The 24,428-nt window shown below is 57.5% G+C and carries 24 protein-coding genes; 23 read left to right on the forward strand and 1 reads right to left on the reverse strand.

Going from position 1 to position 24,428, the window contains the following annotated elements; genetic code table 11:
- Positions 1-150: 150 nt before the first annotated feature.
- From ACX3M4_RS27455 to ACX3M4_RS27465, 3 genes are read left to right on the forward strand one after another with little or no spacing between them, the layout of a single operon-like run.
- Entirely contained in the window at positions 151-627 is a 477-nt protein-coding gene (locus ACX3M4_RS27455; protein WP_459356105.1) for a hypothetical protein, read from the forward strand.
- The gene (locus tag ACX3M4_RS27460) at positions 599-2,179 is read left to right on the forward strand and encodes a hypothetical protein (protein ID WP_459356106.1); all 1,581 of its coding nucleotides are present in this window, start codon (positions 599-601) and stop codon (positions 2,177-2,179) included. Before ACX3M4_RS27455 ends, ACX3M4_RS27460 begins: the two co-directional genes overlap by 29 nt.
- Positions 2,180-2,193: 14 nt before the next feature.
- Positions 2,194-2,667, forward strand: coding sequence for a hypothetical protein (locus ACX3M4_RS27465; protein WP_459356107.1), 474 nt, complete (start codon positions 2,194-2,196; stop codon positions 2,665-2,667).
- Here the strand turns inward: ACX3M4_RS27465 and ftrA are convergent.
- Positions 2,652-3,653 (reverse strand): transcriptional regulator FtrA, encoded by a 1,002-nt coding sequence (gene ftrA / locus ACX3M4_RS27470; protein WP_459356108.1) that lies wholly within the window; start codon positions 3,651-3,653, stop codon positions 2,652-2,654. The two genes, ACX3M4_RS27465 and ftrA, sit on opposite strands and share 16 nt — an antisense overlap.
- Before the next feature lie 80 nt (positions 3,654-3,733).
- Between ftrA and ACX3M4_RS27475 the strand changes: the two genes are divergently transcribed.
- The 20 genes from ACX3M4_RS27475 (at position 3,734) to ACX3M4_RS27570 (ending at position 24,414) form a co-directional block, all read left to right on the forward strand.
- The gene (locus ACX3M4_RS27475; protein WP_459356109.1) at positions 3,734-4,132 is read left to right on the forward strand and encodes a rhodanese-like domain-containing protein; all 399 of its coding nucleotides are present in this window, start codon (positions 3,734-3,736) and stop codon (positions 4,130-4,132) included.
- Between the two features lie 411 nt (positions 4,133-4,543).
- Complete coding sequence (locus ACX3M4_RS27480; protein ID WP_459356110.1) at positions 4,544-5,065, forward strand: hypothetical protein; 522 nt, start codon at positions 4,544-4,546, stop codon at positions 5,063-5,065.
- Positions 5,066-5,209: 144 nt separating this feature from the next.
- Complete coding sequence (locus ACX3M4_RS27485; protein WP_459356111.1) at positions 5,210-5,731, forward strand: hypothetical protein; 522 nt, start codon at positions 5,210-5,212, stop codon at positions 5,729-5,731.
- Complete coding sequence (locus ACX3M4_RS27490) at positions 5,728-6,261, forward strand: hypothetical protein (protein ID WP_459356112.1); 534 nt, start codon at positions 5,728-5,730, stop codon at positions 6,259-6,261. The genes ACX3M4_RS27485 and ACX3M4_RS27490 overlap by 4 nt, the downstream gene beginning before the upstream one ends.
- Positions 6,262-7,354: 1,093 nt before the next feature.
- On the forward strand, positions 7,355-7,597 hold the full coding sequence (locus ACX3M4_RS27495; RefSeq protein ID WP_459356113.1) for a hypothetical protein: 243 nt from the start codon (positions 7,355-7,357) through the stop codon (positions 7,595-7,597).
- Positions 7,539-9,812, forward strand: a complete 2,274-nt coding sequence (locus tag ACX3M4_RS27500; protein WP_459356114.1) for a hypothetical protein — start codon at positions 7,539-7,541, stop codon at positions 9,810-9,812. The genes ACX3M4_RS27495 and ACX3M4_RS27500 overlap by 59 nt, the downstream gene beginning before the upstream one ends.
- Before the next feature lie 738 nt (positions 9,813-10,550).
- Positions 10,551-10,772 carry a hypothetical protein gene (locus ACX3M4_RS27505; RefSeq protein WP_459356115.1) on the forward strand — a complete coding sequence of 74 codons (222 nt, stop codon included), beginning with the start codon at positions 10,551-10,553 and terminating at the stop codon, positions 10,770-10,772.
- Positions 10,773-10,776: 4 nt separating this feature from the next.
- Positions 10,777-12,534, forward strand: a complete 1,758-nt coding sequence (locus tag ACX3M4_RS27510) for a portal protein (protein WP_459356116.1) — start codon at positions 10,777-10,779, stop codon at positions 12,532-12,534.
- Positions 12,521-12,835 (forward strand): Bbp19 family protein, encoded by a 315-nt coding sequence (locus ACX3M4_RS27515; protein ID WP_459356117.1) that lies wholly within the window; start codon positions 12,521-12,523, stop codon positions 12,833-12,835. The genes ACX3M4_RS27510 and ACX3M4_RS27515 overlap by 14 nt, the downstream gene beginning before the upstream one ends.
- A complete protein-coding gene (locus ACX3M4_RS27520) occupies positions 12,835-13,719 on the forward strand; it encodes a hypothetical protein (RefSeq protein WP_459356118.1) in 885 nt (294 codons plus the stop codon). Before ACX3M4_RS27515 ends, ACX3M4_RS27520 begins: the two co-directional genes overlap by 1 nt.
- A gap of 107 nt (positions 13,720-13,826) precedes the next feature.
- Complete coding sequence (locus ACX3M4_RS27525; RefSeq protein WP_459356119.1) at positions 13,827-14,525, forward strand: hypothetical protein; 699 nt, start codon at positions 13,827-13,829, stop codon at positions 14,523-14,525.
- Between the two features lie 238 nt (positions 14,526-14,763).
- On the forward strand, positions 14,764-15,558 hold the full coding sequence (locus ACX3M4_RS27530; RefSeq protein WP_459356120.1) for a hypothetical protein: 795 nt from the start codon (positions 14,764-14,766) through the stop codon (positions 15,556-15,558).
- 227 nt (positions 15,559-15,785) lie between these two features.
- Positions 15,786-16,556, forward strand: coding sequence for a hypothetical protein (locus ACX3M4_RS27535; RefSeq protein WP_459356121.1), 771 nt, complete (start codon positions 15,786-15,788; stop codon positions 16,554-16,556).
- Positions 16,557-16,687: 131 nt separating this feature from the next.
- Positions 16,688-17,485 carry a hypothetical protein gene (locus tag ACX3M4_RS27540; protein WP_459356122.1) on the forward strand — a complete coding sequence of 266 codons (798 nt, stop codon included), beginning with the start codon at positions 16,688-16,690 and terminating at the stop codon, positions 17,483-17,485.
- Positions 17,486-17,878: 393 nt separating this feature from the next.
- Complete coding sequence (locus tag ACX3M4_RS27545; RefSeq protein WP_459356123.1) at positions 17,879-18,916, forward strand: hypothetical protein; 1,038 nt, start codon at positions 17,879-17,881, stop codon at positions 18,914-18,916.
- Positions 18,917-18,995: 79 nt separating this feature from the next.
- Positions 18,996-19,334 carry a hypothetical protein gene (locus ACX3M4_RS27550; RefSeq protein ID WP_459356124.1) on the forward strand — a complete coding sequence of 113 codons (339 nt, stop codon included), beginning with the start codon at positions 18,996-18,998 and terminating at the stop codon, positions 19,332-19,334.
- An 18-nt stretch (positions 19,335-19,352) separates the two neighbouring features.
- Positions 19,353-19,940: a hypothetical protein gene (locus ACX3M4_RS27555; RefSeq protein ID WP_459356125.1), complete on the forward strand. Its 588-nt coding sequence runs from the start codon at positions 19,353-19,355 to the stop codon at positions 19,938-19,940.
- Complete coding sequence (locus tag ACX3M4_RS27560; protein WP_459356126.1) at positions 19,937-22,369, forward strand: phage tail protein; 2,433 nt, start codon at positions 19,937-19,939, stop codon at positions 22,367-22,369. Before ACX3M4_RS27555 ends, ACX3M4_RS27560 begins: the two co-directional genes overlap by 4 nt.
- Positions 22,370-22,372: 3 nt before the next feature.
- Positions 22,373-22,864 carry a virion core protein, T7 gp14 family gene (locus tag ACX3M4_RS27565; RefSeq protein ID WP_459356127.1) on the forward strand — a complete coding sequence of 164 codons (492 nt, stop codon included), beginning with the start codon at positions 22,373-22,375 and terminating at the stop codon, positions 22,862-22,864.
- Positions 22,865-22,890: 26 nt separating this feature from the next.
- A complete protein-coding gene (locus ACX3M4_RS27570) occupies positions 22,891-24,414 on the forward strand; it encodes a hypothetical protein (RefSeq protein WP_459356128.1) in 1,524 nt (507 codons plus the stop codon).
- Positions 24,415-24,428 lie beyond the last annotated feature (14 nt).

Here is a 24,428-nt window from a genome sequence, read left to right on the forward strand (position 1 = left end):
AGAATTTCTCTTTGCCCGGGAGCGATTCTCAGGGCACGTTTCTCCGGGCGTGCTATCCCGCAGATCTTCGCATCCGGACCGGCGGGTTGCCCCTGCCGGCAGCCATTTAAACGCTTCCACCCACCTTGAAAATCGAAACGAGGCATGATGTTGCCTGACGACAAAGCACCCGCGCGCAAATTTGCGACGCGGACGGCGCGGCAGAAGCTGTGTGACGACTTCTGCGCCCATATTGCCGCCGGTTTCTCCATCGAGAGCTTTCCGGACGCGGACCGAAAGACGATCCGCTACCACGCCGAACAATTTCCCGAAGATTTCCCGCCGGAAAAGCTGGAGGAGGCGGCAAGGCGCGGGCTGCTGGAATGGGAAAAGATCGGCAAGGACGGCGCCAAAGGCGATCTGGCGAAGTTCAATGCCAGTGCATGGACCTTCACCATGAAGAACCGTGCCGGCTGGCGGGACCGGACGGAGCTGGAAAGCTGGACGCTTCTCGGCGGCATCGAGGATGCCGCCAGGATCGAGAGTTTCAAGCCGAGAAGTTCCGAGGAAATTGCCCTTGGCGTCATGGCGCTACTCACCGGGAAGGACAGAAGGACGGATGGCGACAGCCCTCAAGACACTGATTGACCATATTGACGGGATGCCGGCGCCAGAGCGGGTCGCCCTGCAGAAGCAGCTGGACGAAGCCGGGGTGCTGGACCAGTTTGCGGTGTGGCGGCCGCAACCGGGGCCGCAGACAGACGGCTATTTTTCCGAAGCGGACCTGACGCTTTACGGTGGGGCGGCTGGCGGTGGCAAGACGGACCTGATCGCGGGGCTTGCGCTCTTTGCCCACCACAAGGCGGTTATCTTCCGGCAGTCGCTGAAATCGCTGAAAGGCCTGATCGAGCGCATGAATGCGCTGATGCGCCAGGCGGGGCTGGGCAAGATCACCGGTGCACCGCCGCGCTGGGTCGGGCCGGACGAGCGCATCATCGAATTCGGCCATCTTGGCCTGCCGGGCTCGGAAGAAGACTGGCAGGGGCGGGACCATGACCTGAAGGCCTTTGACGAAGGTGCGCAGATGGACCCGCGCAAGATCATCTTCGTGCTCGGCTGGTTGCGTTCGACGCGGCCAGGCCAGCGCTGCCGCGGGCTGATTGCGACCAACCCGCCGCTTGGCGGGCAGGGGGATTTCCTTTCTGACTGGTTTGCGCCCTGGCTCGACCCGCTGCACTCGCTTTATGGCAAGGTGAAGCCCGGCGAGCTGCTCTGGGCGGTTTTCATCGACGACGGCGATGCCATCCGCACCGTCTGGGTGGACGGGCCGGAGCCGGTGGAGATCGAGGGCGAGATCCGCACGCCCAAGAGCCGGACTTTCATCCCTGCCCGCCGTCAGGACAACCGCTATCTCGGCGCAGATTATGACGCCCAGCTGGACCAGATGCCGGAACCGATGCGCACTGCGCTGAAGACCGGCGATTTCCTGGCCGCGCGGCAGGATCATGACTGGCAGGTGATCCCGTCCGACTGGGTGGATCTTGCCTTTCAGCGCTTTGACGAAGGTATCGACAGGGATGCGCCGATGTCGGTGCTGGGGGTGGATGTCGCCCAGGGCGGCAAGGACAGGACGGTGCTGCAGCCGCTGCATGGCAGGCGGTTCGAGCAAAGCATCGTCGTCAGGGGATCGGACACCAGGGACGGGGCGGATGTGGGCTCGCTGATCATTCGCGAACGGCGAGACAATGCGCTGATCGTGGTGGATTGCACCGGCGGCTGGGGCGGCGACACGGTGGGCTTTCTTTCGCGCGAAAACGGCATTCCGGCGGAAAAATGCATCTTTTCCGCCCAGTCCGGCGCCTGCGCCAGGGACAGCAAGATCCCGTTCTACAACCTCCGGGCCGAGCTTTTTTGGCGGTTCCGAGAAGCGCTGCATCCGAAGAGCGGACTTGGCCTCGCCATCAAGCGCTCGGCGACGGTAAAGGCGCAGTTGACGGCCCATCGCTGGAAGATGAAAGGCGGGCGAATCCTGATCGAGAGCAAGGAAGAGATACGGGAACGGCTGGGGTCGTCTCCGGATGAAGCGGATGCAATGGTCGAGGCACTTGGATGGAAAGACAGGGCGGAACTGAAAAAGGCGGTGCAGGCGACAAAGGGCAGCCGGATGATGGCGCTCGGCGATCCGCTCAACGACTTCTGATCAGGGAGCTGTGCGTGCGCGACGCCAGTTTCATCGCAGCCAACATGCGCGGTGAGGATTTTCGCGAGATCGCCTGCCTCTGGGAGGACTGGGACACGCGGGCGCTTGGGGTCTGCGCGCTGGAAACGGCGGTGCCGGGCATGGTCTGGTCGGTCTGGTATGACGGCCAGCCGGCGGCGGCCTATGGTTTCAGCCATGCTTCGGCCTTCGACCCGGATCACTGGCAGGCCTGGGCTTTCGGCACGGACAGATTTCGCCGCTGCGTGCCGCTGATCACGCGTCATCTGAGAGACTTGAGGCCGGTGCTCGAACGGGACTGCCGGCGGCTGCAGGTGATCTCCCAGAAAGACCACGACATCGCGCACCGGTGGATCCGGACCCTTGGCGGGGCGCTGGAAGGCGTGCTCAAGTCCTATGGCCGCGGGGGCGAGGACTTTTGTCTGTATGCCTGGACGCGGCCCGCGCGGCGGGATCAAGCCGCAGGATAGCGGAACTGGGCGCGATAGTCGGTCGGGCGGATGCCGACCTTCCTGCGGAAGTGATGGCGCAGGGCATGGGCGCTGCCGAAACCGACACGGACGGCGACACCTTCCATATCTTCCTGCCCCTGGCTGAGGAGCGACTTGGCCGCTTCGACGCGCTCCTGGACCAGCCAGTCACCGGGGGCAAGGCCGGTTGCCTCGGCGAAGCGGCGCTGGAAGGTGCGCGCGCTCATGCGGCAGGCCGCGGCCATCCTGCCGATTGTCCAATCCTCCGCGAGGCGGGTTTTGACCTGATCCAGCAGGGGCGCGATCTCGTGGCCGGGGCGCTGCGCGACGGGGCGCTCGAGAAACTGGGCCTGGTCGCCATTGCGATGGGCGGCGACCACCAGGCGCCGTGCGACAGAGTTTGCCTTTTCGGCCCCGTAGTCCTGGCGAATTATTTCCAGCATCAGGTCGATGCCGGCGGCACTGCCCGCGGACGTGCAGATCCTGTCTTCCAGGCGATAGAGCGAAGCTTCGTCGACGGTGATGGTGGGGTGCTTTTCGCGGAGCTTTTCCGCGTAACGCCAATGGGTCGTGGCAGACCGGCCGTCCAGAAGGCCGGTTGCGGCCAGTACAAAAGCGCCGGAGCAGATCGAGACGAGGCGGGCGCCGCGTTCATGGATCCGGCGGAGCCTTTCGGCGAGCGGCGGCGGGACGGCGCAGTCAGCGCCCTTCCAGCCCGGGACGACGATGATGTCGGCCGCGTCGATGAGATCCGGGCCGTTTTCCGGCGTAAAGGTGAGGCCGCCATGGGCGCGCAAGGGGCCCTCGTCTATGGCAGCGCTTTGAAAGTGGTACCAGTCGTTGCCGAATTCCGGCCGCGCCAGCCCGAAGATTTCGGCGGTGATGCCGAACTCGAAGGTGCAGAGGCCATCATAGACGAGGGCAACGACGAGCGGACCGGTGAGGGATGCGGAAGCTTCGGAGGGCGATGGGGGCAAGTTTGTCATGATCTTTACGTATAGTGTCATTCGCGCCAATTGCCAACAGGCCCTCCTTGCAGCGACAAAGGCAGGGAAAGGAGACCTTCATGACCAACAATGTGACCGCCGTTCCCGCCGCTCCGAGCGATCTTGCCAGAGAGCACTTTGCCGCCGAATTCACCTTCGAGGCCGATTGCTGGGATGTGCACGACGCGTTGCAGGCAGAGCCCGGCTTTGTGCTTCTGGACGTGCGCAGCCCGGCCCTGTTCGAAAGGGGCCACGTGCCGGGGGCGATCAACATGCCGCATGGCAAGATCATCCGCTCCAAGATGGCAAAATGGCCGGAGGACACCCTGTTCGTTACCTATTGCGCCGGCCCGCATTGCAACGGAGCGGCCCGGGGCGCTCTACGGCTGGCGGAACTCGGCCGCCCGGTGAAGATCATGGCTGGCGGGGTGACCGGCTGGATCGACGAGGGTTTCGACCTGGCGACCGGCCCGGAGTGAGCTGATCTGTTGGATGGATCCTGCCTGCCCCAATGGGGCAGGCGCATAAACGAGCCCACTCCGTCGCCGAAACCCTTGTGGTTTCATCTTCTCCGTGCGGCGGTGCGTACCCGGGGGAACGTCCGGCGCCTGAGGCTCAAAAAACGCATCTTGAGCGCTCAACGGCGGTTTGCCGGAAAGCTTTCAACGGACTGAGCTTTTCTGATTTTCCGGTCTGAAGACAGTTTTCAGACCGGGTGGCTTGCTGGACACGTCGTCAAAACAAGCCTAAAAACAGAGACATAACGTTACCTTGGAAATTTGCGCCTGCAGCCAGCCGGTCTGAAATCGATCGGGCCGGGAATGCGCGTTCTGTCGGGCGGCAATAGCAACAACGCTTTCGCTGGTTGTAGAACTGCGTTAGAACATTTCATGAACATTTTTGGTAAATTGAAAGCGGAACCGATGGCGGATTTTGATGACATTACCGGCTGGCGGGAAGAGCTGGCTGCCTATGAGGCGACGGAAGAGGGCAGGGCCTTTTTCGACAAATACAGTTCGTGGGATCGAACAAGACCCCGGGCGCCCAAATTGCCCTATGAAACAATCCTTCATTTCGCCGGGTTGCACCTCAGACACCCGGAAATTCTTGAGGCAATGAAGAAGTCAGAAGCATGGCTCGATTATCTGAATGCCAATCCGGACTTCGGCCGGGATGACGAGGGCTTTGATGAGCTTTGTCCCTGGGCCGACAACGAAACCGTGTACGACTTCGAGCGCTGGTATGCGATGAAAACGCAGATCCCCTATGACGACAACCTACTTCCTGGCCGCCGCTTAGCCTACAAGGTTGCGATCGGAGAGCTTCCGTCCCTGACGTCCCCAGAGACCCGGGCCTACGCGGAAAAAGAGTATTCGACGGATATCGCCTTTCCGGACAAGGGGGCGAAATGAGAGAGAAAATCATTCTTCTCGACGCTTCCGAACTTCTGGCTTTAGCTAACTTGCCTGTAATCGATCAGGTTGGGAAAGTGCGCTCTATCGGGCGGCAGTTGCAGTAACGCTTTCGCTGGTTGTAGAACTGCGTTAGAACATTTCATGAACATTTTTGGGAAATTGAAAGCGGAACCAATGGCGGATTTTGATGACATTACCGGCTGGCGGGAAGAGCTGGCGGCCTATGAGGCGACGGAAGAGGGCAGGGCCTTTTTCTACAAATACAGTTCGTGGAGCCCGGCAAGACCCCGGGCACCCAAATTGCCTTATGAAACAATCCTTCATTTCGCCGGATTGCACCTCAGACACCCGGAAATTCTTGAGGCACTGAAGAAGTCAGGTGCGTGGTTTGAATACCTTAACGCCAATCCGGATTTCGACCGGGATGACGAGGGCTTTGATGAGCTTTGCCCCTGGGTAGACAACGAAACCGTCTACGATTTCGAACGCTGGTATGCGATGAAAACGCAGATCCCCTATGACGATAACCTCCGTCCTGGCCGCCGCTTGGCCTACAAGGTTGCGAGCAGGCAATTTACATCCCTGACGGCGCCGGAAACTAGGGCGTACGCAGAAAAGGAATATTCAAAGTACATTGTCTTTTCAGACAAGGGGGCGAAATGAGAGAGAAGGTCATCCTCCTCGATGCCTCCGAATTTCTGACATTTCTAGGAAGAACGGGGTCTGGAGAGTATCCGGTTCAGGGGCTGAATGCGATCGCGAACCGGGGAGACAAGTTTTTCTTCAGCAAAGATTTTCGAGCTGAGCTGATTAAGTCTGAAGAGTGGGACAGTCCCAGCGGTAGGATTCTGCAGCAATGGCTTGAAGACAATGCCCACCGCATTGTGAAGGTCGATCCGGTCAGTGGAATTGACACGGAAACAGGCAGGCAAGAGGCGGATCTGTTCGACCCGGAGGGAAAGCGGCACAAGAGCGGCGGGGAAATCGCCGATATGTCGATCCGCAAGTTCATGTGGCAGAACAGGGACAAGTATGATTTTGAAGTTATCAGCCGCGACATCGGTCTGCTGGACAATAATTTTGGCGATAGCCACCCGTTGCGCCAACTGACATTTGACCGTTTGAGCACGCGATCCGCCCTGACGTGGCTGAGCGGCCAATCTCGTGGGCATTTTTCCCGTGAAGCCGCTTGACCGGAAAACTGACCGAGCAAATTGTTGCTGAGAACATAAATAGAACAAATTTGGATTTCATCTGAATGATGCAGATCAGATCGGGGAGAGCGAATTGAGTAAAGGCAAAATTGCAATTCTTTGCATATTCGACTTGTCGGTCATTCTACTTTTTCAGGTGTTGCTGTTCTGGTCGACGACAGCCAAAAATTATTGTGGTTCCGTCGAGTATACGAACTGTTTTTCGAATACCTCAGCGCTGTTTTTGATTGTGTCTGTATTTTTTGCGATTTTTTATGTGGTTTTCAGAAGTTTTAATAAGATAATTTCCTGGAAATTGGCCTCTCTGTTGATTTTGTCATCCATATATTTCGGATTTATTTTGTAGTTCTCCAAGTTCGATCCTGAGTTTATTAGAAAATACGGACGGCAGAGCACGGTGAAATATGTGTGCTGTTGCCTGCGCGCACGATGCAGCCCTAAGAAGCCAAGACTGGCATCCGCCTGTCCGTGGCCGAAGATCATCTGAAGATCTTGAAGACGGCAGCATCCCGGGAAATCAAAGACAAGACCGACGTGTCATTTTTCCCGCTAAAGGAGGCTGGCGAGCGCCACTCAATACGGGTTCGGCAAACGCCTGCGTTAGGACATTGCCCTTGGGCGGTTTCAAGGGTTGCTGCGATGGTGACTCCGATTCCGTTCGAAACTCACCACTCTCGTGTGCGAAACCATTTGATTGGTGCAATAGTCAGTATTCGCCTCATGCGATCTCCTGCCGCTCGCGATCTCCACTCGGCACCAGCTCTCCATCTTCATCGGAAGTGACTGACGTTCGACGGCATAGCGGTATTGCGCGTGGCCGTTCATCTCGCTTGCGGTGATTTTGGGCTCGGTTCTTTCGTTCGGAAGAAAGAACTTCATATCGAATACTTCGATTCCGAGAGCCGGATGATCGAAAACTCCGAGATGTAGTCCTGGATTCGCCGGAAACTGCGGCAGAGACAACGTTCTCTTTCTTCAAATCACAGAACAACTTCCGCGCCTTGGATTCTCAAGCTGCGCGTCGATCAGCCTTTCCCTCGAAAAATCGAGCAATTACGTATGGAGTGCTACCTTGGCAGATCTGCAAGATCATCACTTGATTCCACAAATATTATGGCCTGATGGAAAAGGAAATCACCACAAAATATTCGATATTCCGAACTTGCTTGACGAAATTCAGAGGGATAATCGCAAGTATAATATTATGGGTTTGCCTGAAGAATTTAATCCAATATTCCAAAAACACGTAGGGCGTCATGACAAATATACAGAGGTTATTGAAAAAAAAGTTAGATTGGATCCTCGCAAACAGTAATAACGATCCAAAAATAGCGAAAAGTTATTTGATTGGCCTAACAAATGTCTTGAAAGTAAATTTCGCAAATCCAAACTTTGCCGTACCGCTCAACAAAGATAATGCTGAGATAATACTCGAAGGATGGTCAAATGCGACTCAACTAGAAGACTATGTTAAAAAAAATACTCCCATCGTCAAATATGATCCTGCCAATCCGCAAGCATACATCGACAATCAGAACAAGCTCGCGAGCCAAACAGCCTTTCTTACCGGAAGCGAAATGGGACTTGCGTTCAGTGTAGCGCAGAATAAGGGTTTCGGCAGTGAGTTTGTCGATGAAGGATCGATCTTTTATACGATCGGGTACGAGTCTATCAGCCCAATGGAACAGGACGCGAAGCTGAAAAAGCTTGTCAGTGACATCGAGTTCGTGCGTGAGCTTTTTAATGGGGTTGAATATGATCCGACAAATATCCAACACCGAGAGAAACTCGCCGAAATTGTCAATGACACGATTTCTGACCAATTCGACCTTGAGGCCGTCAAGAGAAAAGTAGCATTGTTTCCCAACTTCCCAAGCGGCAGTCCAGATGAAATTGACACGACTGACCGTGCTACCACTTCTCGCAAGCCGACTGTGCTTCCCAGCGTTGCGCTAGCCGGATCGTCATTGGGTCTGGTTTCCGAACACTTCGTTGACGTTAAGCCCCCAGAATTCATCGGGCATTTCACGGACTTATTCAGCAACGGAGCGGATGCCACCTTGCTCGGTATTGCGGCAGTGCCTGTATTGATCAAGGTACACGAGCATTCGGAGAAGCGGAAAATTTCCTTCGGGCAGGCCGCGCGTGAATTGGGGCTGGAGTTCACCGAGGACTTTCTGAAGTCCATGGCAGCAGAAGTCGGCGTCGATCTTGCAGTTTCTCTGACGCCTGTCGGGGCGCTGAAGAAGGCCTGGAACATTCTCGGCAATCTCGACGACGTCATTGCCGTGACGCAGCTTTATGGAGAGGCCTTTCCGGACAACGAGATCATCCAGCAAATGGCCGCAATCGCCAGGGATGTGGAGCAGTCGGAAGCTTTTGGGGCCTATGTCTATGGCCGGGACGCGCTGACGGGGGCGATTGGAAGCGCCTTCGACTGGGCGTTCGGCGGCGAGGACGAGGCGGAAGTTGCCGCGCGGTTGGCGGGCGTGCGCGGGGCGCTCTCCGGTGAAGACGGCGCGGCCGCCAAGGTGGTGCGCGAGGGCGGAACCGCCGCGGAGCTAACGGATGCACTGATTTCCGAGGCGACGGCGGGGCTGGAAAGCGGGTTCGTGCCGCTCTCCAACAAGCAGATGATCCCCGGCGCCGCGCCTATCCTCGACCCCGGGTTCTCGCCGGCGAACGGCGGCCGTCCGGGTGAGGTGATGAGCGATGCGGCTGGTGCCGGCGGCCCGGCTCTGCCCGCCGAACCGGGCATCGGGCCGGAGGCGGCATCCGGCCAGGACGCAGGACAGATCCTGGAGGTGGTGCCCGCCGGATCAGCGGCTTCCATGCTGGGACAGGGTCCGGCAGGGGCGGCCGCCGTGGAGCGCAAGACGTCCTACGACCGGTTCCTCCGGCTTGGCACCACGCCGGAAGAAGAGGCGCAGGCGAAGCAGGATTACATGGACCTGCGTGAACGGAGCTATGTGGACATGAACGGCGACGAGGAAGCAGCGGATCTGCTGGCGACCGAGCGGTTTGTCGTCACATACGGGACGTCGAAATATTCCCCGTACGCAGAGGGAACGGTCTTCAAGTATCCGGCCGAAAACGTCTACCTGGATCTCCACGGTGACGGCCATGCCTATATCCGCGAGGACGCGGAAGCGCTTTTGAAGGAGCGAGGCATCAAGACCGGAAACTGGTATCTGTCGCCGAACGCCAGGACGGGTAGCGACTGGGAGCAGGGCTGGGCGGATGACGAGGGCTATGGCCCCCGCATGACGCTTTCCTATGACGACGAGGCGGGGAACCGCCGCACGCTGACCGAAAGCTTCCAGGCGGATGTGAAGACGGCGGCGGGCAGGAAGCCCGGCAGGCAGGCCGCAGGTCCGCGCGCCGAGGCGGCTGAGAGGGTGAGCGCGGAGAAGCCTCTGTCTGGACAGGTGTCTGCGAAAGCACCACAGAATGCTCCTGTCCCCGGGGCAAAATCCTTGCCGACGGCGCGAACGGCTGCTGCTGGCACCGGGCTAGTGGAGCGAATTTGACATTTGAGTCCCGCTCGCGGCTAGGCTGATGCTCAAATGTCAAATTCAAAAGCTCCACTAGAATCATATATTTATCTAGTGGTTCTTATGATTCTGACATTTGCTCCAGCGCTAGCAGCAGGGGGATGCAAATGTCAGAATCGAACCACTAGAAACGCCGTTCCGGACACCGCCGGTGCCACGGGAACGGCCCGCTGCCGGGCTTTGAAGAAAATCGCCCTCCGGGCGCTCAACGGCGGTCGGCGGCAAGGCTTTCAACGGACAGCGCTTTTTGGAAACACCGGTCTGAAGACGTGTTTCAGACGGGGAGGCTCGCTGGACACGTCGTCAAAACGGGCCTAAAAACAGAGACATAACGTTACCTTGGAAATCTGTGCCCGCCGCCAGCCTGCCTGAAAGCGATCAGCCGGCAAGGTGCAGCTGTGTCAGGTCTTCCATTGAGTGACGAGGACCGGTGCCATGGTCTTGCGCGAAGGCTCTGGTGGGTGTCCATCAGCCCGTTCCTCGCATCAAGAGCCGGTCCGTCAATTTCAAAAAAAGCATTTTTTGACGCGGGTGCGCAGCGCCCGCGTTCAAGCTGCCATTCACCGCAGAAAAGCAATTTCAAGTCAGTCGGGGGCCTCTTGCGATCAGGAGAACGCGGGAGGCCCTAATTCTTTGAGATCGATCAACTTTCGGGCGTTCGACTGGAACCGGTCGATCACCCTTTGATCCAGCCATCGCAGAAAGGAGCCGCCCATGTGCATGTTTGGTGGGGGCAAACAACCCGAGCCGGAACCGGCACCGCCGCCGCCGCGCGCACCAGACCCGCAGCGGCAGGCGCGAAACCTGCAGGAGAACAACCGGCGCCGCCGGGCCGCGGCCTATGGCACGCGCGCAACCAACATGACCAGTCCATTGGGCGTTTCCGATTTCGGTAGTGCCTCCCGGCCTGGCGTAACGCTGCTGGGGCGGGCTTGAGCCAATGGGAATTGTCGAGGATCTGAAATCGGAACTGCAGTCGGCCAAGGCCGAGCGGCAGTGGTACGAGGCGGACTGGCAGGACTATGTCACCTATACCGCGCCGGACATGGAGCGGGCCTTCAACCGGCCGGGCGGGGTTGCCGCCCCGGACGGGATGAGCGTCTTCAAGAACTCAGCGGCGCGGGAGCGCTCGCGCAAGCTCTTCGATCCGACGGCGGTGTGGCTGCTGGATCGGCTAGCCTCAGGCGTCGGCTCGCTGACGATGCCCGAAGGCTTTCCCTGGCACGGGGTCGGTTTCGGCGATCCGTTCGCGCCGCCGCCTGCGCAAGAGGACGAGGAGTTCTTCGAGCTCTTCCGCGATCATCTCTTCCGCGTGCGCTATTCCGGCCGCTCCGGATTTGCGCTGGCCAACCGCTCGCGCATCCTGTCGACGGTAAAGCTCGGGACGGGGGTGCTGTTTCCGCTGGAGAACGAGGACAATCTCGCCGATATCCGCACGCCGGTTCACTATCGCTATGTGCCGCTCTATGAGGTCTATCTGGTCGTCGACGCGCAGGGAAACGATTGCGGTTTCTTCCGCGTGCGCCGTCTGAAGGCCTGGCAGGCGGTGCGCGAATATGCCGGAAAGGTTTCGGAACGCGTTAAAGAAGATGCGGAGGACCCGAAGCGGCGGAACACGGAGCATGTCTTCGTGCATGCCTGCACGCTGCGCGAGGGCGGGCATGGCGGCGCGACGGACACCGGCAAATCGCTCTATGAAAGCCTTCATTTTGAAGAGGAAAGCGGGCATATCTGCCGCCGGGGCGGGTTCTTCGAATATCCGCTGGTGATCAGCCGCTGGGACCGGGACGGGCTGTCGCCCTATGGCTCGCCGCCGCAGGCCAAGCTGATGAGCGACATCAAGAGCCTGCAAAGCCTTGCCCGGGACGCGCTGATCGCAAGTTCGCAAGCCGTGCGCCCGCCGATCGCGACCCACCGGGAGGAACGTCAGCTCGATCTCAATCCCGGCCGGATCAACCCGGGCCTGATCGACGAGCAGGGCCGGCCGCTGTTCCGGCCGATGATCGACACCGTCAATCCAGGTGCCGCCGACCGGCAGATCGAGAATATCCGCGAGAAGCTGCGGGTCGGGCTCTATGGCGATCTGTGGCAGACGCTGCTGGAAGGCAACGGACGCACGGCGACTGAGGTCAATATCCGCCGCAAGGAAATGGCCGACATGATCGGCCCGTTCTCGACCAACATCATGGCCGGCAACGAAGCCCTTTTCGAACGGGAAGTCGGCATTCTCGGCCGGCGTGGGGCCTTTGTTTCAGGCTCACCGCTGGCGCCGCCCGAAAGCGTGTTGCGTGGTGATATCACCCTGACCTCGACCGCGCCGATCGACCAGATGCGTGAGGCAGGCCACTTCGAAGCGATCATGGGCTTCCAGGACTATCTCGGCATCGCAGCGGCAAGCGACCCGGCGATCCTGGATCTGCATGACCGGGAAGCGGAATACGACCTCACGCGGCGTTCGCTTGGCCTGCCGGCGAAGCTGAAACGCCGGCCGGAGGAAGTGGAGGCGCTGCGCGGCGAGCGCGAGGCGAAAGCCCAGCAGCAGGAACAGCTTATGGCCGGAGAAAGCATGGCGAAGATGGCACGGGACGGGGCGCCGGTGCTGAAAGCGCTGGGGGACCAGGGGGCGTTGGGAGACCTGAGCGCGCTCGTTGGGCAGGGAGCGCTCACCGGTCAGGGGGAGATAGATGGTCTGGCATAGCCTGAAGCGCATCGCCCGGCGGCGCAAGGACCGGGCGGCGGCACTGGAGCGGGCCTATCGGTCCGTTTTTTTGTGTGCCGAGGGCGAGGCGGTGCTGGCGGATCTGGCGGCCGAATGCGGGATCTACCGGGCGCCGCCGCCTTCGCTCGGGGCCCGCGAAAGCGGGTATCTGGACGGACGCAAGGCGCTTTATGCGCGCATTCTCTCCATGATCCGCATCCCGCCGGAAGAACACGCCGCGCTGCAGGAAGCCGCGCGGCTGGAAGTGCTGCCCGATTTTGACAAGGATAACGACTTTTGATGACGGACGATGGGTACGATCAGACCGGCGATGCCGGTGGCTTTCCGGAAAGCGGCAGCGGCGAGAACGGGTTCCTGGCGGCTTTAAGCGAAGGCAACCGCGAGTTTGCGGCGGCCAATGGCTGGGAAAGTGCGGACGGCGTATTCGACAGTTACCGGAGCCTTCAGAACAGCCTTTCAAGCTCGCTCAGGCTTCCGGATGAAGAGGCCAGCGCGGAAGACCGGGCGGCGTTTTATGCCGATGTCTCCAAAAGCTGGACGCCGAAGGACGGCTACCGGTTCAAGCTGCCCGAGACCCTTCCCGAAACCTTTCCCTATGACCAGGCTTTTGCCAGCGAGGCAGGGGAGTGGTTCCGGGAAGCGGGACTTCCGCCGGAAGCGGCGCAGCTTCTGCACGACAAATGGGTGGGCAAGATGGCCGGCCAGTTTGCCGAATATCAGGACGCAGCGCACGAGGCCGCGCAGCAGCAGGCCGAGGCCGCCGAAACCGCGCACCGGGCCCTCATCCGCGAATATGGCGATCCGGACAGTGACGGTTATCAGAATGCGGTCGCCAAGGCGGACCGGGCTTTGAGCACGCTGAAGACAGCCGGTGTCGATCTGACCGGCTGGTTCGCGGAAAAGGGCGCGTTGACGAAGGCGGACGGCAAGGGCCTGCAGCAGGTGGTCGATCCGGTTGCGGTCAAGCTGCTCGCCTTCATCCACGACAGCGCCTTTGCGGAAGACGGCATGCGCGGCTTCGGCACGGGAGACGAGGGCGGCAATCCCTTCGAAACCGGCAATTCGGATCTCAGGCAGCAGTCGCAGCTTCTGGAGAACAATCCCTTGCGGGCGCGGCAGATGATTGTCGCGGCGGGGCGGGACCCGACGCTGTTCGGGCTTTGAAGTCGTGGCGCCGTCGCAGATGCAAGGCGACAGGTGATTGCTCTCGTGAAAATTGCGTCACATTGAACCACATCCCGGTCGCAGGGTTAAACGCAGGAGAAAGTAATTTGGATCGCAATATTTCCGGAAATGGTGCCGAGTCTGGAGAAACTGAGAAACAGATCGCCGCTGAGCTGTCACAACTTCAGAAACATTTGATGCAAATTTACGGAGACCAAGGCCTCTGGAACAAAGAACTTCATGATGAATTGAGAGAGCTAGGTCGCAGGAAGGGCGATTACAAAGATGCCGAGTTGCTCCTGATGGGAATGGTAATGCGCAATGCAATTATGGCCAAGGATCCCAAAGACCAGGAGTTTGTCGATGGAGCCGTTACGGAAGGTGCGTTTACCGCAAATGCCGTGGCAAGTATGGGGAACACACAAGCTGCGCGCAGAAAGGCAAGGGAGTTTCTGGGGTTGGCGAAGCCAGTATTTACCGAGAAAGCCGAACCTTCAGCGCTACCCGGCATACCTGGCTCGCAACCTGCACTCGCCTCAAATTTATCTCCAGCGTCAAGTCAGCAACGACGTGAACCCGGGGCTCCAGTTCCAGCGGATTCCAAAGGACGATCTCATTCGAAAGCGGGTCAAAGGCCTAACAAAGTCAAGAACGGAGCGTCCGCAGCCCCAGCTTCAGCCAATCCCTTCTTTCTTGAAAACTCCGATCTCAAGCGGCAGGCAATTCTGATTGAGCGGAACCCGGGCCTGGCGCAGCAATTGATTCTGGCGGCCGGACGTGACCCGAAGCAATTTGGATTTGTCTGACATGAATGAACTTGAGCATGTTCAGGAGAGGCAGCAAATCTGCGATGGTTGGGAGTCGCGAGGGAGTTCCCAGAAATCCTGACCGCAAGCTGCGGGCGTGTTGAGGATGCCATGAAACGAAGAGGCAGCAACCTCGGGCTTTGATGCAATCATTGATTGATTTGGAACAAAAAATGAACATATTGTAGCCAGTTAGATGGGACCTGACAGTCCGCGGTTTTTTTAGCAAGGGTACAGTATGTCGGATTTTCTCAGCCGTATCTTCCAGGGAGCCTGTTCAATCTTCGCAATGGTCTATGTCGGCTTGATGCCTTGTATTGTCTCAGCAGAGGACAACTCGCTTGGTTCTGGAAAAGATGAGACCTTTGTTTTGAAAGAGGCAATCAAAGACTATGTGAATTTCAGATCTGAATATTGGAAGTCAGAGGCTAGGGTGGGTAGAGAAATACGAGTACTCTATCTAGGTTTTACTGAGGCTGAAATATCTGAGAATGCCAGGGCGTTTCCAGTCGTGCCGGAAGTGAAGTTTTTACATCTTCCATATGGGCGCACGGAGTATTACGAAACGCCGATCAATCTCGTTGACTACCAGAAAACGGATACAATTGTTGCACTCAATCTGGACCTCTCAAGAAAGGTTACGGATTGGGAGGCGACACCGGACCGGGAAAACGACGACATTGCCGGTTTACTCGATCCAAAAGGACGATTGATCCATAACTTGGCGATGGGAGTATTTCACTCCACCTTGAAGTTCCCGCGGGGCACTGCCGTTGAATTGGGCGCGCCTTTGGGCGATCTCAAAAATGAAGACGTGGTTTATAGAGAACACCTCTTCGAAGGAACGTGTTCAGCCGGGATTGAATACAATGCAGCCTATGACGATCGTCCTCAGCGCAATACGATGTCTGTCTATTCAAGTGCCGCGCCCGGTTCCAACGAACAAGTCGATTGCCTGGTTACACAGGCGATGATTTTTGTTCGACCTGAAGCTGTTCCCTACCGATCCATAGGCGACCTTCGTCCAGAATAGTGCCTTATCCGAAGATGGCATACGCGGCTTCAGCGGCGGGGAGGGCAATCCGTTCGAGTGCGGCATCCGGATCACAGGAGTCAGACTTTCCTTCTGGAAAGCAATCCCTTACGGGCACGGCAGATGATCTTTGCGGCAGGGAGGGGTCCGAGGCTCATCGGGCTCTGACGATGATGTGGCGCAACACAAAATCCCGGCTGATGCGAAGCAGAAGATAAAAGGTAGTAATGGACAAATATTGGGAAAAGAAACTCAAAGAAAATTTTATTGGGTCTCGGATCGAGGGGGCTTTCGACCGTTCAAAGCGAGCTTCTTTGAACGAAAAATACCCTGGCTACAGGCGTGATGATGAAAAGCCTCAAAATACGCTGTCCAAGATATTGAGGGAAAACGAAGAGTTCAGTCAAAAACAAGAGAGCCTCGCGGAAATCAGAGACTACCTGCACGAACAATACGGCTCGAGTGCCGTTGGAAACGAAGAACTGCAGGGTGTGCTTGACGAACTTGGGGACAAGGGTGGAGACCATATTCTCGCAAAAAGAATAATTGAGGCGCTGCTGGCATCCAATTCCGGGCGTACGGATCGCTGGTACAGTCAGATGATGAGCGGAAAATTCGGTCCGGGTGAGCAAGTAGGCCTTGCCCTTGCCGAGATATTCGCTGACGAGAAGTCCTTGCCGCTTGCGCGTGAATTTTTAGGCCTGAAGCAGGAACCTGCGAGCAAAGGGCAGGTTCTCGCGAAGTCGAATTTGCAAAAAAGCAAGCCCACAAACGTGAATTCCGAAAGGTTGGAACCTCGTCAGCCACTAAACCAGAACGGGCGTTTGCCGGTATCTGTCCTACATCAGGCCGAACTAAATGAGCCATACGCCAGCAATCCTTTTAACCTGAAGACCACCGATCTGAAACTGCAGGCAACGCTTCTGGAGCGGTCTCCCGCGCTTGCGCAGCAGTTGATCCTGGCTGCCGGACGGGAGCCGAGATTGTTCGGACTTTGATGCGGCAGCGCCATTACACAGGTAACGTCGGGAAGCTTTGCAATCGAAAGTTGACTAGGAACAAAAAATGAACATATGAATGAGGCGACAAGACTTCCAGATTTGCGGATCAAGACCAGATTGGGCATGGTATGACGGCTTTCTCCAAGCAGTATTTCAAACACATTTTTTCAGGCCTTTTTCTGGCTGGCATGAGCGTTTCTGTTGCTATCGCCTTCGCGGAAGATGGTCAGAAAGTTCCCTGGGAAGAGCAGCCGTTGGTTCTCAACAAGGCGGTCGATGATTATTTGAATTCGAGACCCGATGTTTCGAAATCGAAAATCAAAATCGGGAACGAAATTCGTATTTTGTATTTGGGCTTTTCTAAAGAAGAGATCGCGAAGAATGCTGAAAGCTTTCCGGAAGTTCCTGGATACAAATTTGTCCATTTGCCATACGGCAGAAAAAAATATTATGCAATTCAGATAGATGTAAGCGATTTTTTGCTGGGGGATACGGTTGTTGCCCTCAATCTTGATTTAGAAAGAGAGATTAGGGACTGGAGTGAGGGGCTGGACCCAACAAATGTTGAGCTCACAGAGATTCTTGATCCAAGAGGACAGTATATCCACAATCTAGCGCTGGCTTTGTACACGTTTAATGTGAAAAAATCTGCTGGAAATCGGGAAACCGTCATCGAACTTGGCGCTCCGCTCGACGATTTGAAAGATGCAGATCATGCCTACCGGAAAAGCAGGTTTGAAACGTCCTGTTCTTCTTCAATCGAATTCGTCGAATTTGAAGATGAGCGTCCTCAAATCAACGACATGTTTGTTTATTCGAGCGCTGAACCCGGTTCTGCAGAACAAATCGATTGTCTGGTAACGCAGACGATGATCTTCGTCAGACCTGAATCTGTGCCTTACCGCTCCATTTCTGTAGGCAAATGAGAAACCGGTAGTTCATATATCAGGCGGCCGTCTCAGGTTCTGGAAAGCAATCCCCTGCGAGCGCGGCAGATGATCGGCGCGACAAGGCGCGATCCTCGCTTGTTCGGCCTTTGATGAACCAAGGTATCTCCTTTTGAAACCTCAATTTAATTCGGCACCCGAGCCTTGATCCAGGGTTGGTGAATTGACCTTGTCACCAAAGCCTAGCACCAAATTTCTCTGACCGTTTCTCATCGAAACCGTGGTTTCAACTCCAGTAGCAAGCCGCCCGGCCTCTCGCCCGGCGGCTTTTTGCGTTTGTCCGGCGGTTCGTTGCAACCCAAACCGGCCGTACCCAACCGATTTCCGGTCCGGCCGAAGTAATTCTCCAAAACTCCAACAACAGGACTATCCATGACATCTCAGATTTCAGACATCGTCGTACCGCGCGTGTTCACCCCCTATATGGCGGAGAACAAGCCGGCGAAACTGATCCTTCTGGAAAAATCAGGCATTCTGGCCGCTCCGGCGCCCGAGATCGCCAAGCGTTTCAAGGCCGGTGGCAACCAGATCGAGGTGCCCTACTGGGAGGATCTCGACGATGCCGAACCGACCGTGATCGACGACAGCGACAACAAGATCAGTGCCGCCAAGATCACCGCCAGCGACATGAAGGCCTATAAGCACCGGCTGGCGAAGAAATACGGCGCCAAGACGGTCGCGAGCTATGCCGCGACGGGCCGGGGCGACAGTGCTATGAACCGGGTTGCCGAGCGGATCGGCGCCTATTGGGGCCGCCGCAAGGAAGAACGGATCATCGCGACAGCCGAAGGCGTGATTGCCGATAATGTCGCCAATGACGGTGGCGACATGGTCTATTCGATCTATTCCGACGTCGGCTCGCCGACGGCGGCCAATCGCATCAGCTACCAGGCCATCAACCGGGCACGGCTGACCATGGGCGAAAACCTGGACGACCTCCGCGTGATCGCCATGCACAGTTTCGTCTACGGCACACTTCTGGACGACGAAAAGATCGAATTCAAGAAGCCGTCCGAGGCTCCCTTCGAGGTGCCCTATTATGCCGGCATGATGGTGGTGCATTCCGAAATGATGCCGGTGACGGCCGGCAGCAATTCGGACGAATATTCCTGCTTCCTGTTCGCTCCGGGTGCGTTCATGCATATCGATGAAGTGCCGAACCGGTCGACAATCTACGGCAACGAGGGCACCGAAATCACCCGCGATCCGGATATCGGCGATGGCGGCGGTGCCGACTACCTGACCACCCGCCGTTTCGAACTGATCCATCCGGCCGGCATAGATTTCACCGCAAGCGCGCTCGGCAAAAGCCAGGGGGCCAGTCTCTCCGAACTTCGCAATGCGGCCAACTGGGACCGGAAATACCAGCGCAAAAACGTCAAGCTCGCCTGCCTGAAGGTAAACATCTGACAAGGCGAACAATCCGGCTTGCTTCGATCGACCAAGGGCGGCCGCAACCGCCCTTTTTCTTTTCATGAAAGGCTCAGACATGGACGAGATCATCATGCGCCGCTTGCGGCATCTACAGAGGCTGGAAGAAAACCACGCTCGCGTTTTCGAGGAACGATCCGCGAAAACGCGAGACGGCGGCAATCGGGCTTCGGAAGAGATCGCCGATACGTTGTCGGCCGACTGGAACTTGAAGCAACGGGCAGAACGGCGCGCAGCGGCAAAAAAACCGCTGCCGACCGGTTGGCGCAACGAACACTGGAAGACCCAGCAGGCGATCGCAACCGACTACGCCGGTGTGCAGGTGGCAAACAAGGCGGAAGCTGTCAGTGCGCTCGAAGCTTACGAAGAAACGCTGACGTTTTCGCCCGCAGCCTAACAAGAGAAAGGCGTAGCCTTGTCCGGCACCGTTCATACCGCAGTCGATATGGCCAACCTGGCGCTGTCTCATTTGAAAGAAGCGCCCATCCGCGATTTCGACTATTCCTCCGTCGCCTCCCGCTGGTTCCGCAATCATTATGCGGCTCATCGCAACGCCTACCTTGCCATGCATGACTGGGATTTTGCGACCGCCCTGGTGCGACTTCCGGCGGAAGTGGAAAAGCCACCCTTTCGCTGGGCTTATCAATACCGCAAGCCTTCGGATTGCCTGCGTCTGCCGCAGCAGAGCGTGAATGGCGCGCCAGATGGACGGCTGATCGCGTTTGAAATTGCGGGAGACCGGATCATGACCAATCAGGCACCGCCGTTTCCCCTGCGATACATCAGGAGGATCACGCGCGAAGCGGAGTTTCCGCCGCTCTTCGTTCAGGGTTTCGCGCTGTTCCTGGCTGCCGGTTGTGCCCATGTAATCACGGGCAAGAACAGCCGTGCGGAAGCCTTGAGAGAGGCAGCCCTGGAAGCCTTCGACAGGGCAGGGACTTTTGACGCTGCGCAGGGAACGCCCCTGCCGATGATCGACCTCGACATAATCACGGACCGATGACCTATCATTTACAAGCAACGTTCAGCCGCGGCGAGCTCGACCCGGAGCTGATCTACCGGTCTGACCTGGAACTCTTCCGGTCTTCACTGGCGGACTGCGAGAATTTCATCACGCTGAAACGCGGCGGCCTACGCCGGCGCGGCGGCACAAGATTTGTCGGCGAGTTGAAGGACAGCTCCAAAGTTGGCTGGCTTATCCCCTTCGAATTCGGCAACGGCCAGTCCTACATGCTGGAATTCGGCGACGAATATTTTCGTGTTCATACCAGTCAGGGTCGGGTCGGCACAGTCGAGGTCGCGACGCCTTATCCGGTCGAGGTCCTGAAAGACCTGAAATTCGTCCAATCGACGGACACCCTGTTTCTGACCGGAGGCGGGTTCCCACCGCAGGCACTGCAACGTCTTGGCGAAGAACAGTGGACGATGGAGCCGATCGCTTTCAAGGACGGGCCCTTTCTGGACGTCAACATCACGCCCACGAACCTGAAGCCTACCAGCACAGGCAATCCGGTGCCGCAGATGACTTCGAACGCAGCACCGAGCGGAACGGTCAGCGCCTCCAACGGCAGTGCAAATGCCTGGCAGGTCTTCAACAGGTCCGAGGGCAGGGTTGTGCTTTCGGGCGGAGCCAGCGGCTGGGTGCAATATGCGTTTCCAGGTGCGGTCGTTATCGACGGCTACATGCTGCAGGCGCCGAGCGACAACAGCCTGAACGACGACATGCCCTGGCAGTGGAATATCGAAGCCTCGAATGACGGTGCGACCTGGACCATCCTCGATACCCAGGACGGGCAGGATACCTGGGCTTCGAACGAGTGGCGGCAATATGAATTTCACAACGAGACGGCATTCTCCCACTACCGCCTGAGTTTTACCCAAGGCGGAGGAACAGCCTCTGACAACTCGGCAATTGGCCAGATTCTCTTTCATCAGGCTGGTGACAATCAGGTTCCGTTCAGCCTGACAGCATCCAGCAAAGAGGGGATCAATGGTGGTGAAGGGTTCAAAGCAGAGGATGTCGGCCGACATATCCGGTTCCGCGGATCGGACGGTTATTGGCGCTGGTTCAAGATCGCCAGCATCACTTCTGACATAGAGGTCAAGGTTCAGGTCCACGGGCAATCGTTGCCGGATACAAAGGCTCAGAGTCTTTGGCGGCTTGGGGCGTGGTCAGGCGAAACAGGTTGGCCCTCCACGGTCGGCTGGCACAAGAACCGGCTGGCATTCGCTGGCACCGACGAGGAGCCGCAAAAGATCTGGGAAAGCCAGACGGACGACTTCACAAATTTTTCCGTCTCGCATGTCTTGGAGGCGTCCGATGCTGTGACTGCCGGTATCCTTTCCGGCCAGGTGAACCGCATTCAGTGGCTCGTCGACGACAACGACCTGATTGTCGGAACCTCACGCGCCGTGAGGGCCGTCGGCAAGGCGACCGATCAGGATCCGTTCGGTCCGGAGAATGTGGACCAGAGGCCGGAAACCAATTTCGGCACCAACAGCATCAGTCCGATCAAGGTCGGCTCGGTTCTGCTCTATTTCGGTGCTTATGGCACCGACATGCGGGAGATGGCCTATGATTTCGCCGCCGATGGCCGCGCGTCGCAATCCGTCAGCGAATTCCAGTCCCATCTCTTTCGCACCGGCATTTCGGGTGCCTGTTACCAGCAGTATCCCGATAGCATTCTCTGGTTATGGGACAGGACCGGACGCTGCGTCGGCTTTACCTATGAGCGCCAGCAGCAGATCTACGGCATGCATCGTCATGATTTCGGCGGTGCAGTGGAATGCCTGGCGGATCTTTCCGGCGAGCGGTCGGATGAAGTCTGGCTGATCGTCAAACGGACGATCAACGGCCAAGAGAAACGCTATATCGAAATCATGCAGGAACCATTTTCCGGCGGCGCCGCGGAAGACGCCTGGCATCTCGACTGCGCCTGCAGATACACGGGGGTAGCGGTCAATACAGTCTCCGGTCTCGCCTATCTTGAAGGCGAGGACGTCGTTCTTCACGCCGATGGCAGCGATTACCGCACGAGGGTCAGTGAGGGCAGTGTCAGGCTGCCCAATGGCCAGACCGCCGGTAAAATTCTCGTTGGGCTGGATGTGACGGCGCGTGCCAGGACTTTGCCTTATCCGGTGAACGCCCAGGACGGAGCTGCGACCGGGCGGAAAATGAAAGTCGACAGCTGCCGGATTGCCGTTCTGGAAACAGGCACCCTGCAAGCCGGTTCCGATGAAACCTATCTGGACGAATTGATCCACTATCGGGCTGGTGACCTCTCTGGGGCGCCGGCTCCTTTGCGTTCCGGCGTATTGGACCGGACCATCGATACCAGGTGGGAAGATGGCGGCCAGCTGACGCTGGAAGCCGGCGGCGGCAAACCCTCAACCATTCTGGCCGTGAATTTCGGCCGAGATCTGGAGCCTTGATCCATGTGCCACCCAGCCGTTGTCGCGGCCATTTCCGTAGCGGGTTCGCTTGCGGGGGCTGCTGTGCAATCGAATGGTCTCCGGCAGCAAGCCGAGGCCAACGCCAAGGCGGAAGAACGAAGAGCCGAACTCGCCAACCGTCAGAAGGAAGTCAATCAGACCCAGACCTCTTTCGAGCGCCGCCGTACAATGGAGCGCCATCAGCAGATCCTGGCCAGCAACCGGGCCGTGGGGGCTGAGCGGGGCCTGTCCCCGACCGGTTCCCTGGTCGATGCCATGGACGACACTTCCAATGAAGCGGCGCAGAACATTGAAGCAATCCGCTACCGGGTGGAAGGCGAGCGGGACAATCTCACCTTTAAAGCCAAAACAGCCCTCCAACGGGCGCAATCTCACCGGCAGGCCGGCAAGTATGCCGTCGCCAGCACAATGCTTGGCGGCTTCACAAACGCCGCAACGACGCTTGGCGGCGCCATTTACAAAAGCATCGCGTGACCAACTGACGAACCCCGGAGATTGACTTGGCACGATTGGAAAAGTTCAGCGGCACTCAGACACTTCCCGGCACCCGCCAGCCGCAGGTTGTCGCGGACACTGCCGTCGGCGAAGCGACTGAAGGCTTCGGCGCACAGATCCAGAAAAGCGCGGGGGCTGCTGCGGGCCTCGCCGAGCTGATGCAAAAGCATCGAGACCAGGTGGCAAACCTCGAAGCTGAGCGCACGAAACAGCAGATCGTGGCCGCGCAAAAGCAAAGAGAAAGTGACGCCCGGAAAAATCTCGCACCGGGCGCGATGAATTTGACCGAAGCCATGCTGGCGAGTTTTGATGAGGCGGGCAAACTTTTGCTGAAGGACCAGCCGCCCTCTCTGAAGGATAGGCTCGCAGTGTTCCTTTCAGATAAACGATCGGAAGAAGTTCAGCGATATGCGGAAATGGAATATGACGAACGCCAATCCTATTTCCGAACGGAAGTTTCAAATGTTTTCCAAAGCCTGATTACCGGAGTTCGGGAAGAGCCAGGAAAATTCCAGAACGCTTATGCGACGATGGAAAACCTGGTTGCAGACACGCCATTGCCGGGGGCAGAAAAACGCTCTCTTCTTGCCTCCGGTGCTGAAGGACTGAGGGAAGCCTGGTTCAAATCCCTGCCGCCGGCTGAACAGCTGCAGCAATTCGCTGACTTGAATGGGACCTCTGAAAGTGATTCAGCGTTCGCCGAGAGAGACCTGCGGAAAAGAGAACCCATCGCAGACCGATCAGATTCCTCTGTCTCTGCACAAAGCGGAACGCAAGGTGAGGCCAAGATAGAGGCACGTGGTCTGTTAGCGGCATTGCCGCAAAATACCCGTGTCAGGCTGGAAGCCGAGGCACGCGAAGAAATGGCGCTAGCGGCTGTTGAAGAAAGCGCTCGCATAGCTGAAAGACTAGAAACTGACCATCGGCTGCTTGATCCTCTGGATATCCAAGAGAGCCAAAGGATCAGCAAAGCACAAAAAGCAGGGCTTCTGGATGTTCTGGAGAAAAGAGCCCGAGACGACCAAGCCAGTTTGGCTGCCTTAAACTCGATTTACCTTTCGGATGCATCCAACCCGTTTTCAAACCTAACCAGCCGGCAGATCGAGCAGGCTTATGCGCATCTAACCTCAAGAGGCGCAGATCCATACATCACTGCGCGAGAAATTTACCGGAGCTGCAAACAGGTGCCTGTAGGTTTTGCAGTCGGGCTTCGAAAAAGCCTGCGGAGTATGGACCAGTCACAAGTAGGTACTGGCTTTAAGAACCTGGCTGCGCTGGCGCGCATCGATCCGAATGGAGTTCGTTGCGGAAAAGGCGGGCGCGGCTTGAACGATGCGATGACGAAATGGCGCGTGTTGACTGAAATGGGGGGAGCTTCCGATTTGGAAGCTGCGAAGTTGCTGGCCCATGCCAACGATCCTGAGCGACGAAGCCAACTTGTTCTGGAAGCGAGAACGCAGAAGCAGATCGCCGGGGCTTCTTCAGGCTACGGCAACATTCTGGCTCGTCTCGCCGGTCGTTCAACTTGAGTTTGTGCTCTGAA

It is taken from the genome of Roseibium sp. M-1 (assembly GCF_054515675.1).